The organism is Cupriavidus sp. YR651 (assembly GCF_900101625.1).
Classification (GTDB): Bacteria; Pseudomonadota; Gammaproteobacteria; order Burkholderiales; family Burkholderiaceae; genus Cupriavidus.
This window is the reverse complement of sequence record NZ_FMYZ01000004.1, coordinates 76,194-91,667: the sequence shown is the minus strand read 5'-3', so window position 1 is coordinate 91,667 and position 15,474 is coordinate 76,194. Positions and strand designations below refer to the sequence as shown.

The 15,474-nt window shown below is 64.0% G+C and carries 15 protein-coding genes; 11 read left to right on the top strand and 4 right to left on the bottom strand.

Features of this window, described 5'->3' with window-relative positions; genetic code table 11:
• Window positions 1–16 precede the first annotated feature (16 nt).
• Complete coding sequence (locus BLR29_RS13055) at window positions 17–496, top strand: MarR family winged helix-turn-helix transcriptional regulator (protein WP_092137412.1); 480 nt, start codon at window positions 17–19, stop codon at window positions 494–496.
• Window positions 497–528: 32 nt separating this feature from the next.
• On the opposite strand, the gene BLR29_RS13050 is transcribed toward BLR29_RS13055, so the two are convergent.
• Window positions 529–1,989, bottom strand: coding sequence for an efflux transporter outer membrane subunit (locus BLR29_RS13050; protein WP_176860943.1), 1,461 nt, complete (start codon window positions 1,987–1,989; stop codon window positions 529–531).
• A gap of 147 nt (window positions 1,990–2,136) precedes the next feature.
• Between BLR29_RS13050 and BLR29_RS13045 the strand changes: the two genes are divergently transcribed.
• The 10 genes from BLR29_RS13045 to BLR29_RS13000 all read left to right on the top strand — a co-directional run bounded on the left by BLR29_RS13045 (window position 2,137) and on the right by BLR29_RS13000 (window position 11,887).
• Complete coding sequence (locus BLR29_RS13045; protein WP_092137795.1) at window positions 2,137–2,661, top strand: winged helix-turn-helix transcriptional regulator; 525 nt, start codon at window positions 2,137–2,139, stop codon at window positions 2,659–2,661.
• A complete protein-coding gene (locus tag BLR29_RS13040) occupies window positions 2,654–3,766 on the top strand; it encodes an HlyD family secretion protein (protein WP_092137410.1) in 1,113 nt (370 codons plus the stop codon). Before BLR29_RS13045 ends, BLR29_RS13040 begins: the two co-directional genes overlap by 8 nt.
• The gene (locus BLR29_RS13035; protein ID WP_176860941.1) at window positions 3,763–5,382 is read left to right on the top strand and encodes a DHA2 family efflux MFS transporter permease subunit; all 1,620 of its coding nucleotides are present in this window, start codon (window positions 3,763–3,765) and stop codon (window positions 5,380–5,382) included. The genes BLR29_RS13040 and BLR29_RS13035 overlap by 4 nt, the downstream gene beginning before the upstream one ends.
• Window positions 5,383–5,400: 18 nt before the next feature.
• On the top strand, window positions 5,401–5,598 hold the full coding sequence (locus tag BLR29_RS13030; protein ID WP_092137409.1) for a hypothetical protein: 198 nt from the start codon (window positions 5,401–5,403) through the stop codon (window positions 5,596–5,598).
• 20 nt (window positions 5,599–5,618) lie between these two features.
• Window positions 5,619–6,806: a thiolase family protein gene (locus BLR29_RS13025; RefSeq protein ID WP_092137408.1), complete on the top strand. Its 1,188-nt coding sequence runs from the start codon at window positions 5,619–5,621 to the stop codon at window positions 6,804–6,806.
• Between the two features lie 217 nt (window positions 6,807–7,023).
• A complete protein-coding gene (locus BLR29_RS13020; protein ID WP_092137407.1) occupies window positions 7,024–7,485 on the top strand; it encodes an SRPBCC family protein in 462 nt (153 codons plus the stop codon).
• Between the two features lie 47 nt (window positions 7,486–7,532).
• Window positions 7,533–8,042 carry a (2Fe-2S)-binding protein gene (locus BLR29_RS13015; RefSeq protein WP_092137793.1) on the top strand — a complete coding sequence of 170 codons (510 nt, stop codon included), beginning with the start codon at window positions 7,533–7,535 and terminating at the stop codon, window positions 8,040–8,042.
• Window positions 8,035–10,407, top strand: a complete 2,373-nt coding sequence (locus BLR29_RS13010; RefSeq protein ID WP_092137406.1) for a xanthine dehydrogenase family protein molybdopterin-binding subunit — start codon at window positions 8,035–8,037, stop codon at window positions 10,405–10,407. The genes BLR29_RS13015 and BLR29_RS13010 overlap by 8 nt, the downstream gene beginning before the upstream one ends.
• Entirely contained in the window at window positions 10,404–11,276 is an 873-nt protein-coding gene (locus BLR29_RS13005) for an FAD binding domain-containing protein (protein ID WP_092137405.1), read from the top strand. Before BLR29_RS13010 ends, BLR29_RS13005 begins: the two co-directional genes overlap by 4 nt.
• Window positions 11,273–11,887, top strand: coding sequence for a DUF302 domain-containing protein (locus BLR29_RS13000; protein ID WP_092137404.1), 615 nt, complete (start codon window positions 11,273–11,275; stop codon window positions 11,885–11,887). The genes BLR29_RS13005 and BLR29_RS13000 overlap by 4 nt, the downstream gene beginning before the upstream one ends.
• Window positions 11,888–11,971: 84 nt before the next feature.
• On the opposite strand, the gene BLR29_RS12995 is transcribed toward BLR29_RS13000, so the two are convergent.
• The 3 genes from BLR29_RS12995 to BLR29_RS12985 are packed head-to-tail and all read right to left on the bottom strand — an operon-like array spanning window position 11,972 to window position 15,410.
• A complete protein-coding gene (locus BLR29_RS12995; RefSeq protein WP_092137403.1) occupies window positions 11,972–12,766 on the bottom strand; it encodes a crotonase/enoyl-CoA hydratase family protein in 795 nt (264 codons plus the stop codon).
• A 27-nt stretch (window positions 12,767–12,793) separates the two neighbouring features.
• The gene (locus BLR29_RS12990; protein ID WP_092137402.1) at window positions 12,794–14,014 is read right to left on the bottom strand and encodes a CaiB/BaiF CoA transferase family protein; all 1,221 of its coding nucleotides are present in this window, start codon (window positions 14,012–14,014) and stop codon (window positions 12,794–12,796) included.
• Between the two features lie 40 nt (window positions 14,015–14,054).
• On the bottom strand, window positions 14,055–15,410 hold the full coding sequence (locus tag BLR29_RS12985) for an MFS transporter (protein WP_092137401.1): 1,356 nt from the start codon (window positions 15,408–15,410) through the stop codon (window positions 14,055–14,057).
• Window positions 15,411–15,474 lie beyond the last annotated feature (64 nt).

Here is a 15,474-nt window from a genome sequence, read left to right as displayed (position 1 = left end):
AGCAAGGAGGGCAGAAATGACGTCACCAACCCAGGACCCCCTGGTCTGCAATGGCGCGGCGCTGCGCAAGGCAACGCGGCGCATTACACAGCTTTACGACTCCATCCTTGCGCCTTGTGGACTAAGCGTTTCACAGCGCTCAGTCCTTTTGCATATTGCGAGGGGTGACCGCCCGACCATGACGGAACTGGCCCACGCCATGGTGTTGGACCGCTCGGCGCTGGCGCGGAGTATTCAACCGCTGGAACGCGAAGGCTATCTGTTCCAGACGCGTGACGAGGAAGACGGCCGCAGCCGCCGTGTAGAGCTGACGGAGGCAGGCCGCGCCAAGTTGACCGAATCGAACCGCCTATGGCGCCGCGCCCAGGAGCGCTTCGAATCCGCCTACGGTTCCGAGCGTGCCGCTGCCCTCCGTATCGCGCTGGCCGAGATCTATTCCGACGAGTTCAGCGAAGCTTTCAACACCGGCACGCCCGTGCCGCAAAGTCCTCGCTGAATCGCCTGCAGGCAGGGCAGCGGCGCGGCGCGTCAGGACCATCCTCCGCCCAGCGCCCGGAACGCGGATACCGCGGCGCGTGCATTGTCTGCGCGGACCCTGGCGTTCTGGTCGCGAGCGGCCAACAGCTGACGGTCCTCGTCGAGCACTTCAAAGAGGCTGACCGCCCCACCCTTGTATGCATCCTCCGCTGCCTGGCGCGCGCGTTCGTGCGAGCGGATTTCGTCGGCAAGGTCGTGGCTCTGGGCTTCCAGTTGTACAAGCGTCACGAGCGCATCCTCGACATCAGCCGTTGCCTGCAACATCGACTTGCGATACATGGCCAGGGCCTCTGCATTTGCACCCTTGGCGCCGGCAACCTCCGCCGCCACGCGCCCAAAGTCGAACAGCCGCCAGCGCAGGCCTGCGGTAGCGGCAGGCTGGAAGGCCTGCCCCGTGAACAGCTTGCCCGCCGAGAGGCTCTCGAACCCCAGCAATGCGGACAGCGATAGCTTGGGGTAGTACTCCGCCGTTGCCACGCCAATACGAGCGTTCGATGCCGCCAACTTGCGCTCCGCCGCGATCACGTCAGGACGGCGCCGCAGCAGGTCGGCGGGCCCCTGCGCCAGCGCAACCTGCGGCACGATCAGCTCGCTCGTCGAATCGTGCAGTTCCGAGGCATAAGTGCCCGGCTGCGCGCCCATCAGCACATCGAGACGATTGAGCTGCGTTTCGAGCTCGATCTGCAACGGGGGAATCGTGACACGGGTCTGGGCGAGCTGGGCTTCGGCCTGTGCCTGCTCGCGCTGGGCACCGATGCCATCGGCCAGGCGCAGCCGTACAAGATCCAGCAGGCGCTGGTTGGTCTGGACCTGCTGCCGGGCGATGGCAATACGGGCCTGGGCACCGCGCACGCGGAAGTAGGCGTCGGCAGCTTCCGCGGCCACCAGGATCCGCACGCCCAGGTGATTGGCTTCGGCTGCTTGCAGCTCCGCATCGGCCGCCTCGGCACCGCGTCGCAGCCCCCCGGCGATATCGATTTCCCACGTTGCTGCCGCGCCCACCGAATAGAGCGTCTGGCCTCGCTTGTAGCCAGGCAGGTTGCTGCCGATCTTGCCTAACGGACTTTCCAGCGACTGGCGCTGCTTGCTCACGTCGCCGTATGCACTGCCCTGCGGCAGCAGTTCAGCCCCGGCGAAGTTCGCAGCCGCACGCGCCTGCTCCACACGCGCAATCGACGCCGCCATGTCGAGATTCTGATCCAGCGCCCGCTGAACGATGTTCGTGAGGACAGGGTCATCGAAGCCGTTCCACCACGCGTCCAACCCTACCGGCTCGCGCGCGTCGTTGAGTGGGGCCAGTTCCTTCGCGTGCGGGTACACCGTCGGCATTTCGCTTGCGGGCGCGTGGTAGTCGGGGCCTACCGCGCACGCGGCAAGGCCCAGGGTCGCCAGCGTGGCAACCACGACGCTCACGGTGCGCTTGATCAGGCCATGGGGTGCTGCATTCGTCATGTCTATTCCTCTCATCAGATCCCACGCAAATTCTCACTTGCATGATGCTAGTTACTAGCCTAGACTAACTTTCATGATGATAGCAACATGTTTTTTTGAGAGCGCGATTTCATGATCAAAACGTCACACAAGGATGCTCCATGCCCGATGGCACGCGGCATTGCACGCGTGGGTGACGCCTGGGCGGTGCTGATCCTCCGGGAGGCTTTCTATGGCGCCACACGCTTTGACGAATTCCATAAGAGGCTGGGTATTGCTCCCAACATGCTGACGCGGCGACTGAATACGCTCGTCGACGAGGGACTGATGAGCCGCCGGCAATACAGCGCCCATCCGCCACGCGACGACTATGTCCTCACGGACCTCGGCCGCGACTTCCGCCCCGTACTCCTGACCCTGATGGCATGGGGAAACCGCCACTTCTCGGACGATGGCGAAACCGTACGGCTGACCGAGCGCAAGTCTGGCCGTCCGGTGCGCATCGCGCTGATCGATGCCGACACCGGCGAGCGCATCACCGAAGCCAGCCACGCCATCGCGCCCGGGCCGGCGGCAAGCGCAGGACTTCGCGCACGCCTTGAGCGCTTTGCCCAGACCCAGCCTCTTGAATCAAACCTCTCTGCGCCAACTCATGGCGCGTCCCAAGCAAGCACGGAGCAACTTCATGACTAGCACGACCGCCACCGCCAACCGCGTCCCTTCCGATGCCACCCCGGCCAAGACCAAAGGCAACAGGAAGGCGCTACTGATCCGCGGTAGCGGTGTGCTGATTGCCCTGGCTGCGGCAGGCTACGGATACCACTGGTGGGCCGACGGGCGCTACATGGAAGAGACCGATGACGCGTACGTCGGCGGAGACGTCACCCTGATCGCCGCAAAGGTGCCTGGCTATCTGGCCGAGGTTCTCGTGACCGACAACCAGGTGGTCCACAAAGGCGATCTTCTGGCCCGCATCGATGACCGTGACTATCGTGCCGCGCTGGCGAAAGCCGAAGGCGCCGTGGCATCTCAACAAGCGCTGCTCGCCAATCTGGACGCACGCGAAAGGCTCCAGCAGGCCGTGATCGCGGAGGCCAGGGCCGGCGTTGCCGCCGTCGATGCGGAAACGGTCCGTGCGCGTGACGACCAGACGCGCTATGCCAGCCTGGTCGAAAAATCCGCCGTATCCGTCCAGAGCTCCCAGAAGGCGGATGCCGACTACAAGGCATCGGTCGCCAATGGCCAGAAAGCCAAGGCCAGTGCCGAAGCCACACAACGCCAACTCGAAGTCATCGCCACGCAGAAGCAGCAGGCACAGGCGTCGCTGGCCCAGGCCATCGCCGAGCGTGACCTGGCCCAACTCAACCTGGGCTACACCGAACTGCGCGCCCCCGTCGACGGCACCGTGGGAAATCGTCGCGCGCGCGTGGGGGCCTATGCCTCCAACGGCGGCCAGCTTCTTTCGATCGTGCCGGCAACCGGGCTCTGGGTGGACGCCAACTTCAAGGAAGGCCAACTGGCGCATATGAAACCCGGCGTGCGCGCCACGATCGTGGCTGACGTCATGCCCGGCAAGGTGTTCCATGGCCGCGTGGCGAGCGTCGCACCCGCCACTGGTGCCCAGTTCAGCGTGCTGCCGCCTGAAAACGCCACCGGCAACTTCACCAAGATCGTTCAGCGCGTACCCGTTCGCATCGTGCTCGACGCAGAAGACGCGAAGCTCGGCCTCCTGCGCCCCGGCTTGTCGGTCGTGGCGGAAGTCGATACCCGCGAGTCCAGGGAAGCGAGCAAGTCATGAGTACAGCAGTCTCCGCCAGCGCTGCCGCGTCGAATGCGCCGGCGCCCTTGCCCACGCTGTCGCCAAGCGAACTGCCGATGCGCACCAAGGTGTTCGCGTTCGCGACGATGTGCGTCGGCATGTTCATCGCGCTGCTGGATATCCAGATCGTCTCGGCATCGTTGCGCGATATCGGTGGTGGCATTTCCGCAGGCGCCGATGAAACGGTCTGGGTCCAGACCGCTTACCTGATCGCCGAGATCATCATCATTCCGCTGTCCGGATGGTTGGCCCGCGTCATGTCCACGCGCTGGCTGTTCGCCGCTTCGGCCGCCGGATTCACGGTGACCAGTCTGCTCTGCGGGATAGCCTGGAACATCGAAAGCATGATTGCCTTTCGCGCGGCGCAGGGCTTTCTCGGTGGCTCGATGATTCCGATGGTATTCACCACCGCGTTTGCCTTTTTCGAAGGCAAACAGCGCGTGGCGGCGGCCGCCATCATTGGCGGACTGGCGTCTCTGGCGCCGACGCTGGGGCCAACCATCGGTGGCTGGATCACCGACAATTTCTCGTGGCACTGGCTCTTCTTCATCAACCTCGCCCCCGGCATATTCGTCACCATTGTGGTGCCCATCCTCGTCAAGATCGACGAACCGGACTGGTCGCTGCTCAAGGGTGCCGACTATCTCGGCATGGTGCTATTGGCGCTCTTCCTTGGCTGCCTCGAATACACCCTGGAGGAAGGACCGCGCTGGGATTGGCTGGGCGACCACGTCATCCTGACCACGGCGTGGATATCGGGCATTGCGGGCATCGGATTTCTGTGGCGGTCCCTGACCTACAAGAACCCCGTCGTCGACCTGTCCGCCTTGAAGGACGTAAATTTCGCGCTCGGATGCGTTTTCTCCTTCGTCACGGGCATTGGCATCTTCGCGACGATCTATCTGACCCCGCTGTTCCTGGGGCAGGTACGCGGCTTCAGCGCATTGCAGACCGGGCTGGCCATTTTCTCCACTGGCCTGTTCCAGGTGATGTCGATCCCGATCTATGCGTACTTTGCAAACCGGGTGGATCTGCGTTGGCTGCTGATGTTCGGCCTGGCGCTCTTCGCGCTCTCGATGTGGAACTTCATGCCGATCATGCACGACTGGGGTGGGGCCGAACTACTCCTGCCTCAGGCGCTGCGCGGTGCGGCGCAGCAGTTTGCCGTTGCACCCACGGTAACGCTCGCGCTCGGCGCATTGCCGCCCGCCAGATTGAAGCAGGCCTCGGGCCTGTTCAACCTGATGCGGAACCTGGGCGGCGCGATTGGCATCGCCGCATGCGCCACGATCCTGAACGACCGGACAAACCTCCACTTCCTGCGCCTGGCCGAGCACCTGAACATCCGCAACGAAGCGATGGCCGCCTTCCTGAACGACGCCACGACACGCCTGACGCTGCTGAGCAATGAAGTCAATGACGGCAACGCCGCCGCCGTCAAGCAACTCTGGTCTCTTGCCATGCGCGAGGCCCACACGCTCACCTACTCCGATGCGTTCCTGGCCATCTTCGTGTGCTTTGCCATTGCGACGCCGCTGGTGCCGCTCATGCGCAAGGTCGCCCCGCCGAAGGCCCCGTCCGCCGATGCCCACTGATCCCGACGGCAAATGAACATGAATCGACATCGTGCTGCACTGATCTTCCTTGCGGCGCTTGCCGCCGCAAGTCTGGCGCCTGTGGCCAATGCCGCAGGCCGGCCGCCAAAAGACTCCGGCGTGGCGTGCGCCCGGACAGAAAACACCTACTGCAGGGTGGCCGACTCGCTTGGCCAGCCTGCCCGCCATCCCTACGACCTCAAGCGCTACGCTTGAACCCACCCAGGAGGTAACCGATGAATACCAAGGAAGTCGTACTCTGCGAACCTGTTCGCACCCCTGTCGGCGCTTTCAACGGCTCACTGAAGACCGTACCGGCTACAGAGCTCGGTGCCACGGTGATCCAGGCAACCGTGGATCGCGCCTTGCTGAACCCCGAGCTTGTGGGTTCCGTCGTGCTTGGAAACGTGATCCAGGCGGGCAACAAGATGAACCCGGCGCGCCAGGCGGCCATCAACGGCGGCATTCCGAAATCCGTCCCATCCCTCACCGTCAACCGGGTATGCGGATCCGGCGCGCAGGCCATCGCCTCCGCGGCGGACGAGGTCCGTCTGGGCTATGTGGACATCGCCATCGCGGGCGGCATGGAGAACATGGACCGCGCGCCCTATCTGATGCCTGCGGCCCGCTGGGGCCAGCGCATGGGCGACGCTACCTTGCATGACAGCGTGCTGATGGACGGTCTCGTCGACGCGTTCTCCGGCGAACACTCCGGCTGGCACACCGAGGATCTCGCGCAGCGCTACGAACTGAGCAGGGAGGCACAGGATCGCTGGGCCGAGCGCTCCCAACAACGGTTCTCTCTTGCGCAGGCTCGGGGAAGATTCGATGAACAAATCGTCGCCGTGCCTGTGAAAGGGAAGACCGGCACGATCTCGTTCGCGAAGGATGAAACAAATCGGCCCGACACCACGGTCGAGGGACTCTCCAGGCTGAAGCCGGCATTCCGTCGCGACGGCACCATTACCGCGGGCAACGCACCGGGTATCAACAGCGGCGCAGCGGCCATGATCGTCGCGGACCGTGCCATTGCGGAAAAGAGAGGGCTGCGGCCGCTCGGACGCCTTGTCGCATATGGACTCGGCGCGGTCGAACCCGGGATGTTCGGACTGGGCCCCGTGCCGGCAGTCCATCAGGCACTGGCGCGCGCCCAATGGTCGCTGGGCGATGTCGAACGTTTCGAGATCAATGAAGCGTTTGCCGCTGTGCCTCTCGCCATCGCGGCGGAGTTGGGGTTGCCTCACGACATCATCAACGTCGACGGCGGTGCGATCGCGCACGGCCACCCGATCGGTGCTACCGGTGCCATCCTCACCACACGCCTCCTGCACAGCATGCATGCCGATGGCATCCGGCGGGGCATCGTCACCCTCTGTATTGGAGGTGGGCAAGGTATCGCGCTTGCGATTGAAGCAATGCTGTAGACGGAAGCGTTCAACACTCCTGTCGCAACGGATCTGTGGGGTGCAACGGCCTCATACGCTGAACACGTTGCACTCCTCGATCACTTCTCAACCCATTTTCAGTTTCCGCATAGGGTAAGCACGGATGCGGTGGTAGCGATTCAAGCTTGACCAGTACGATCGATATTTCTACGATGTTAACATCGAATACATTGCAGGAAAGCCCAAAGGAGGCAGCGTGGAATTCAACGGCTCACAGCATATTGGTGCGTCACGAGCGGAAGTGTGGAGACGCCTTAACGATCACCAAACCTTGCAGGAATGCTTGCCGGGCTGCGAGCAATTTCAGCTGCAGGATGACGGCGCTTACGACGCGGTGATTGTCGCCTCGATCGGCCCGATCAAGGCGCGCTTCAAAGGCATCGCGCGATTCTCCAACCACGAAGAGCGCGTCGGATACCGCATCGAGGGGAATGGGAGCGGTGGGATCGCCGGCTTCGGAAAACTCAATGCAAACATCCGTCTGGAGGATTCCGACGGCGGGACCACATTGCACTACCTGGCGACGGCTCAGTTGGGCGGCAAGCTCGCGCAGATTGGCTCGCGTCTGGTGGGCTCGGTGGCCAACAAGCTTCTGGCGGACTTCTTCTCGCGATTCGAGAAATTGGTGAGCGAGCGCCAGGAGACTGCCTCGCCTTGACGTATGACGATCGTCGTTTCACCGAGACAAGCAAACAACGAGACAAGATGGCACTCATGCAGATACATAACACTGTCAATGGCACGCCGCGCACGATAGAGATGGAACCCAGGCGGCTTCTTGTCCATCTCTTGCGGGATTCACTTCGGCTGACCGGCGTGCATATCGGCTGCGATACCTCGCAGTGTGGCGCCTGTACCGTATTGATCGATCAGAAGTGCGCCAAGTCATGTACGGTGCTGGCTGTGCAGACCGACGGCAGCAGCGTGCACACGATAGAAGGCATGTCAGAGGATCCGGTCACTACGGCGCTGAAGCGGGCATTCAACGAGTGCCATGGGCTCCAGTGCGGCTTCTGCACGCCGGGCATGCTGATGGCTGCGCGGGCGCTACTGCTTGCGACGCCGCATCCTTCGGAGGAAGCGGTGCGCGATGCGCTGCACGGCAACCTGTGCCGCTGCACCGGGTATCAGCACATCGTTGACGCGGTTCTCCTTGCGGCGAACTTCCTTGACGCAAGCGCGACTCAATCCACGCAGGAGGCCTGCCATGAGTGAAGGACAACAGGACCTCGCCACGCGCCACATCGGCAAGCCGGTAAAGCGGCGTGAAGACCAGCGCCTGATGAGCGGACAAGGCCGCTTCACCGACGACTACCAATTCCCCGGCATGGTCTTCGCCGCCTTCGTCAGGTCGCCGTTCGCGCATGCGCGAATCCGGCATATCGACACGAGCGCCGCGCTTGCATCGCCTGGCGTGGTCGGTGTGCTGACCCATGCGGAAATCGCCGGAAAGGTCGGCGACATCCGCCCGAACTGGGTGGTCGGCGATTCCAAGGTACCGCCCCATCCGCCGCTACCTGCCGAATGCGTGCGGTATGTGGGCGAGGCCGTCGCCATGGTGGTGGCGGAAACGCGCGAACAGGCGGCCGATGCTGCCGAACTGCTGCTGGTCGACTATGACGAACTGCCTGTGGTGGTGCAGGCGGAAGCCGCGCTGCAGGACGGGGCACCGCAACTCCATGACAACGTCCCCGGCAACCTGATCGGCGTATTCAAGCTGAAAGGCGGTGACTACGAGGCAGCTGTCCAGGCGGCTGACCGTGTCGTGTCGATTCGTCTGGTCAACCAGCGCCTGATTCCCAGCCCGCTGGAACCCCGCGCGCTCTGCGCCAGCTACGATGCCGCCGACGAGCGCCTTACCTTCATCCTGCCGAGCCAGGTGCCGCACATGTCCCGGCGGTGGCTCGCGGAAACGCTGGGCTGGCCCGAGCACCGCATCCGCATCGTGGCGCCCGATATCGGTGGCGGTTTCGGGTGCAAGATGCACTTCTATGTGGAGGAGGTGCTGGTGGCCTTTGCCTCCCGACATTTCGGCCGCGCCATCAGCTGGACCGAAACCCGCAGCGAGAATCACGTGGCCACCACGCATGGGCGCGCCCATGTGGAGTACGTGGACGCCCCGGTCACGAAAGACGGCAAGGTGCTCGGGATCCGGGTCAGGTCCTATGCCAATCTGGGTGCCTACCTGTCCAACATGGGAACCGGCATCCCCACCGTCAACACGGCTAGCTACGTCACCGGCAATTACCAGATCAACTCCGTGGACGTACAGGTCAACCTGGTGACGACCAACACCACGCCGGTCGATGCCTATCGCGGCGCGGGCCGGCCGGAAGCCGCCTACATCGTCGAGCGGATGATGGATGCGGTTGCCAACGAGCTGGACATCGACCCGGTTGCATTGCGCCGGCTGAACCTGGTGCGGGCCGACCAGTTCCCCTATCAGCCGCACAACAATGCACGTGGCAAGTGGGATAGCGGCGACTACGAGGCCTGCCTGTCCCAGGCCACGGAGATGATCGATTACAACGGCTGGCGCGAGCGCCAGATTTCGTTGCGTCAACAGGGCCGGTATGTCGGCATTGGCGTGATCTGCTACCTGGAGTTGGTCGGCATGGGCAACTCGCAGCTGCTGCACCGCGTTGGCTTTGATCGCGGCGGTTGGGAGAGTGCCCACCTGCGCGTGCATTCCGATGGCAAGGTGACCTTGTTCAGCGGCTCCATGCCGCAGGGCCATGGCCATGCCACCAGCTTTGCCCAGATCGTGGGCGACGCACTGCAGTTGCCGATGGAGGACATCGACGTCGTGCAGGGCGATACCGACCGGGTCCTGGCCGGCCACGGCACGTTCAACTCGCGCTCGATGCCGGTCGGTGGTTCCGCAGCCTATGTAGCGGCCGGGAAGATCCTCGACAAGGCGCGCAAGATCGCAGCCATCATGCTGGAGGCTCCGGAAGACAGCGTCCGCTATGCCAACGGCGCATTCTCCACGGAGGCCGGCGCCTCCGCGTCCTTTGCCGAAGTCGCCAGGATGGCATATGTGGCAAGCAAGCTGCCGCGCGACATGGAGGCTGGCCTGGAAGAGCGCGTGTTCTATGAACCGACTGCGATGGGCGCACCCAACGGTTGCCACGCGGTCGTCGTGGAGGTGGACACCGACACAGGCATGGTGCAGATCCTTGACTACGTTGCGGTCGACGACGTCGGCGTGCTGATCAACCCGCTGCTCTGCCACGGGCAGATGCATGGCGGCATCGCGCAGGGTATCGGCCAGGCACTCCATGAGGAAGCGATCTATGACGATGCCGGCCAGCTCCTGTCGGGGTCTCTGCTCGACTACGGGTTCCCGCGCATCGAGCAGGTTCCGCGCATGCGTACTGCCTTCCAGGTCTCCCCTTCACCGACCAATCCCCTCGGCGCCAAGGGCATCGGCGAGGCCGGCTGCGTCGGCGCGCCACCCGCCATCGTCGCAGCCGTCTGCGATGCGCTGAAGCCGTTCGGCATTGTCCATCTCGATATGCCGCTAACGCCGCCAAAAGTCTGGCGCGCCATCCAGGCCGCTACCAGGAGCCCGGCATGATCCCCTACCCTGTTGAATACGTCAGAGCCACCAGCGTGACGCACGCGCTCGAACTGCTCGCCAGTGACAGCGATGCCAAGTTGCTGGCCGGCGGGCATTCGCTGATCCCGCTGATGAAACTGCGCCTGGCCAGTACACCCCTGCTCATCGACATCGGCAGGTTGCCGGAACTGCACGGCATCGAGTTCCATCCGGACCACGTTGCAATCGGCGCCGCCACCACCCATGCCGAACTGGGCGATCATCCCGGGCTGGCCGAGCTGTTGCCATTGATCCGGCTGGCGGCCGGCGTCATTGCCGATCCGACCGTGCGCAACCGTGGCACGATCGGCGGCTCGCTGGTCAATGCCGACCCATCGGCAGACTGGCCCGCGATCATGCTGGCGCTGGACGCCCGGATGGAACTCATCGGCGCCGGCGGTACGCGAGAGGTTGCCGCCGATGCGTTCTTTGTCGGCTTCATGTCGTCGGCGGCGCAGCAGGACGAGATTCTGGCGCGCATCCGCATCCCGTTGCCCGGCCCCGATCGCGTGGCCTATCGAAAATTCCGTCACCCCGCCTCGGGCTATGCCGTGGCCGCAGCCGCCGTCGCCCTGCAGTACGCCGGCGATACCTGCACGGGCGGCAGGATTGGCATGACGGGGCTGGCCGCGACGGCGTTCCGTGCCTCTGCGGCCGAAGCCATGCTGGGCCGTGGGTTCACGGGATCTGCGGAGGAGATCGGGCGTCTCGTCGAGACGGCCTTCGTCGACGTGACGCCGCTGGAAGACAACTTTGCGAGTGGCGACTATCGCATTCAACTGGGCAAGGTCATGCTCAAGCGGGCACTGGAAGACGCCGTCTCACGGGAATACGGCATCGAATCATGAAAGCAGCCAAATTTTTCCGTTACGCACCAATCGCCTGGCTAGCGCTGGGACTCGTCCCGGGCCTTAGCGAAGCACAATCCGCCATGAAACAAGCCGACCGACTCATCAGCGCGCCAACGCCGCATGCCGTTAGCGTGACGCATATGACGCTAGACGTTAGCGTTCCATTCGAACCGTTCACCCAGCATTTCGAAGCCCTGTTAGGGCGCTTCGATCCATCCGCGACGAAGCTCATCGCCTCCGATCCCGCAGCCGCCGAAGCCCGGCTTGCGCAGATGGAGGGCGATCAGGGACTGATGATCTTCATGATTCAGAATCACGGCGCGCTGTTGGCGCTGGCCGGCCTCAAGGGGCATGCCAAGCGCTATCACGTCGGAAACCCGCGAATCGCGTTGCAAATGACCCAACACGACATTCGTGCCGGGCTCTACGCACCGCTTTCCGTGCTGGTATATGAAACGGCGCCCGGGCGAATCCGGGTCGAGTACGATCAACCGTCGACGCTGTTCGGCCAGTTTGGCAATCGAGACGTCGGCGTAATTGGCAAGGCGCTCGACGACAAGCTGGCGAGGGTGATCGAACACGCGGCACAACTTGCGGCGAGTCCCTGAATACAAGTGTCTGTCAGACGATGGAAATTGAAAAGGCCCTGCGCAAACAAAAGCGCAGGGCCTCTTTTTCGTGTTGGCTGTTACTCAGTTGCCGCTGAAGGTCGGTTTCCGCTTCTCCAGGAATGCCGACACGGCTTCGCGATGATCCGCCGTCTGGTGCGATATCGCCTGGAAGCCGGCCGACAACTCCAGCAGGGTATCCAACCGCGTGTGCATGCCCTCGCGCAGCAGACGCTTGGCCATGCGGACCGCATGCGGTGGGTTGGCGGCCACGGCGTCAGCCAGTTCGTTGGCGGCGACAAGCAACTGCTCGGCAGGCACCACCTGCGAGACCAGGTTCCACTCCAGTGCCTTGCGGGCGTCGATCGAGCGTCCCGTGAACGTCATTTCCGCAGCGCGAGACAAGCCGATGATTCGCGGAAGCAACCATGCGCCACCGTCGCCCGGGATGATTCCCAGCTTGACGAAGCTCTCGGCAAAGAGCGCGTTCTCGGAGGCGATGCGCATATCGCACATGCAGGCGAGATCGAGCCCGGCACCCATGGCCGGTCCGTTGACGGCGGCAATGACGGGCACTTCGAGATTGAACAGTGCCAGCGGCAGGCGCTGGATGCCGCGCCGGTAGTCGCGCCTGATCTCCATTCCGGAGACGTCGCCCGACGACTGGCGTTCCATTTCCCGGATGCTGCCGCCCGACGAGAAGGCGGTGCCGGCACCGGTGAGGATGACAGCGCGCACGCTGTTGTCGGCCTCGATCCGGTCAATGGCTTCGACGAACTCGTCTACCGCCGTGTTGCCAGTAAGCGGGTTGCGCCGGTCAGGCTCGTTCATGGTCAACGTAACGACGTGGCCGCGCTGTGCGTAGTGCAGGAAGCTCATGGTGCTATTCCGGTTTTCGGATGATCATCAAATGACGGCGCTGGCGCGCAGGCGCCCGATGGCGCCGTCTTCATAGCCGAGCAGGGACTTCAGTACATCTTCAGTATGCTGACCCAGGAGGGGCGGTGCCGACTTCGCCTCTGGCGGCGTGGCGCTCATCCGGATGGGATTGCGCACCAGCCCGACCGAACCACCCAGCGGGTGTTCGACCTCGACTTTCATGCCGCGGGCAACCACCTGCTCGTCGCCGAAGACTTCCGCCAGATCATTGATCGGACCGCAGGGGACGCCGGTCGCCTCCATCAGCGCGATCCACTGACGCTTGTCGCGCGTGCGAACCATGTCGGCCAGGATCGGGACCAGCGTGTCGCGGTTCCGGACGCGTGCGGGATTGGTGGCGAATCGCTCGTCATCCGCCAACTCGGCTCGCCCACCGATCTCGACGAACTTGCGGAACTGACCGTCGTTGCCGACCGCCACGATGATCCAGCCGTCGCTCGCCTCGAACGACTGGTACGGCACGATATTCGCGTGCGCGTTGCCCCACCGCTTCGGAACCGCCCCGCTGGTCAGGAAGCTCGCGCCGACGTTGGCCAGCATCGCCACCTGCACATCGAGCAACGCCATGTCGATGCATTGGCCCTCGCCGGTGCGGTCGCGGTGTGCCAGCGCGGCGAGCACGGCCGTGGTCGCGTACATGCCTGTCATCAGGTCGGCAATCGCCACGCCGGCCTTTTGCGGGCCGCCGCCGGCCTGGCTGTCGTGCTCGCCCGTAATGCTCATGAAGCCCCCGAGGCCCTGGACGATGAAGTCGTAGCCCGCACGCGCGGCATACGGGCCGTCCTGCCCGAAGCCGGTGATCGAGCAAAAGATCAGGGCCGGGTTGATCGCCTTGAGCGAGGCATAGTCGAGGCCATACTTCTTCAGCTGGCCAACCTTGTAGTTTTCCAGCACGACATCGCTCTGCGCCGCCAGCTCGCGCACGATGCGTTGCCCTTCCGGCGTGCCGATATCGACCGTCACCGAGCGCTTGTTCCGGTTGGCCGCAAGATAGTAGGAGGCTTCTCGCGTGGCCTTGCCGTCCGGTGTCGTGAAGTACGGCGGCCCCCATTGGCGGGTATCGTCTCCCGCGCCCGGGCGCTCGATCTTGATGACGTCGGCACCGAAATCGGCGAGCGTCTGTGCACACCAGGGCCCCGCCAGCACGCGTGTCAGATCGAGCACGCGGATATGGTCCAATGCACCCATGCGGATTCTCCTGTCGTTGGGGTACTGCGGTAATCGTGTTTCAGGCGCGCTTCGACCCTGGCGCCTGGGCGACAAGGTGCCGGAGCGCAAGCGGGATGCCGGTGATGAGGAGGGCTGCGGCAAGCGCCTGCGCGCCGGCTGCCGTCAGAAAGCCGCCGCTGTAGGTGCCGGACATGTCGCGCAGGTATCCGATCAGCCATGGCGTCAGGAAGCCGGCGACGTTGGCCACCGAGCTGATCAGTGGCACGCCCAGCGCGGCGGTCGACTCGTCCATGAAACGCACCGGAATCTGCCAGAACAGCGAGATTCCTGCGCCGGTGCCGGCAAGCGCAAGTACCAGCGTGAGGAACGTCCCGGGCCGGCTGTGCCAGATGGCTGGCAGCGCCAGAATGCTTGCGACGCTGATCACCGACGCGATCGCGCAGGCGAGGCGGCTGTCGCGAAAGCGGCTGACCGCACTCGAGAACACGATATTGCCGATGGCGCCGAGCAGGCAGATCGCCGCAATCACGCCGCCGATAGCGCTGTAGCCGCCGAATCCCGCATCGTGGAGGATGGTCGGCGTAAAGAAGCTCAGCGCCGAGTTGGCAGCCAGAATGCCGAAGTAGACCGCGGCGAGCACCCATGTCATGGGGTTGGCGAGCAGCGAACCCGGCTTGCCTGTCGGCGCAATCGCCTGACTGGCACTACGCGCGAGGTCCGCCAGGATCAGCCGGCGCTGCCCTTCCGACAGCCATCGCGCCGTCGCCGGCCCATCTGGAAGGACCCTGAAAGCGACCCCGGCGAGAACCATCGTCGGCACGGCCTGCACGAGGAACATCCACCGCCACCCTGCCACGCCGAGCAAGCCGCTCATATGGTCGAGCACGAAGCCACCGGTCATCCCCACCGCAACCGTCGAGCAGATCGCCGCCGAATGGAAGATGCTGAAATTGCGCGTGCGGCGTTGCGTGGGATACCACTGGTTCAGGTACAGGATCACGCCGGGATAGAAGCCTGCCTCGAAGGCACCCAGCAGCAGGCGCAGCGCATAGAACATGCCGGCCGAATGGACGAACATCATCGCGACACTGGTCGCGCCCCACCCGAGCGCGATCACGGAGATGGTCAGCCGCGCGCCAACGCGGCGCTGGACCATCGCGCTGGGCACGCCCAGCAGCACGTAGCCGAGAAAGAACAGGCCAGCGCCAAATCCGTACGCCGTCTCGCTAAAGCCCAGGTCCGGCGCCATCTGCAGCTTCGCGAACGCCACGTTCGCCCGGTCAACCCAGGCCAGCATCCACAGGCCAAAGAGGATCGGCAGGATGCGCCATTCCGAGGTCCGATATGCCTTGCGCAATGCGGCGTCCGCGTCGGTATCGAAGGCCGGCGCTTCCGCCTTGAATTGCGTCGTCATCACCCTAACTCCTGACTCTGGCGCCCCCGGGTCTCTGCCGGAGTCGCCTGATACTTCCACCCGC

Excerpts from the sequence above, each read along its gene's own strand:
- BLR29_RS13000 (WP_092137404.1), top strand. The coding sequence starts at position 11,273 with ATGAAAGCAGCCAAATTTTTCCGTTACGCACCAATCGCCTGGCTAGCG.
- BLR29_RS13010 (WP_092137406.1), top strand. The coding sequence starts at position 8,035 with ATGAGTGAAGGACAACAGGACCTCGCCACGCGCCACATCGGCAAGCCG.
- BLR29_RS12990 (WP_092137402.1), bottom strand. The coding sequence starts at position 14,014 with ATGGGTGCATTGGACCATATCCGCGTGCTCGATCTGACACGCGTGCTG.
- BLR29_RS13005 (WP_092137405.1), top strand. The coding sequence starts at position 10,404 with ATGATCCCCTACCCTGTTGAATACGTCAGAGCCACCAGCGTGACGCAC.
- BLR29_RS13055 (WP_092137412.1), top strand. The coding sequence starts at position 17 with ATGACGTCACCAACCCAGGACCCCCTGGTCTGCAATGGCGCGGCGCTG.
- BLR29_RS13025 (WP_092137408.1), top strand. The coding sequence starts at position 5,619 with ATGAATACCAAGGAAGTCGTACTCTGCGAACCTGTTCGCACCCCTGTC.
- BLR29_RS13015 (WP_092137793.1), top strand. The coding sequence starts at position 7,533 with ATGGCACTCATGCAGATACATAACACTGTCAATGGCACGCCGCGCACG.
- BLR29_RS12985 (WP_092137401.1), bottom strand. The coding sequence starts at position 15,410 with ATGACGACGCAATTCAAGGCGGAAGCGCCGGCCTTCGATACCGACGCG.
- BLR29_RS13045 (WP_092137795.1), top strand. The coding sequence starts at position 2,137 with ATGGCACGCGGCATTGCACGCGTGGGTGACGCCTGGGCGGTGCTGATC.
- BLR29_RS13040 (WP_092137410.1), top strand. The coding sequence starts at position 2,654 with ATGACTAGCACGACCGCCACCGCCAACCGCGTCCCTTCCGATGCCACC.
- BLR29_RS13050 (WP_176860943.1), bottom strand. The coding sequence starts at position 1,989 with ATGACGAATGCAGCACCCCATGGCCTGATCAAGCGCACCGTGAGCGTC.
- BLR29_RS13035 (WP_176860941.1), top strand. The coding sequence starts at position 3,763 with ATGAGTACAGCAGTCTCCGCCAGCGCTGCCGCGTCGAATGCGCCGGCG.
- BLR29_RS12995 (WP_092137403.1), bottom strand. The coding sequence starts at position 12,766 with ATGAGCTTCCTGCACTACGCACAGCGCGGCCACGTCGTTACGTTGACC.
- BLR29_RS13030 (WP_092137409.1), top strand. The coding sequence starts at position 5,401 with ATGAATCGACATCGTGCTGCACTGATCTTCCTTGCGGCGCTTGCCGCC.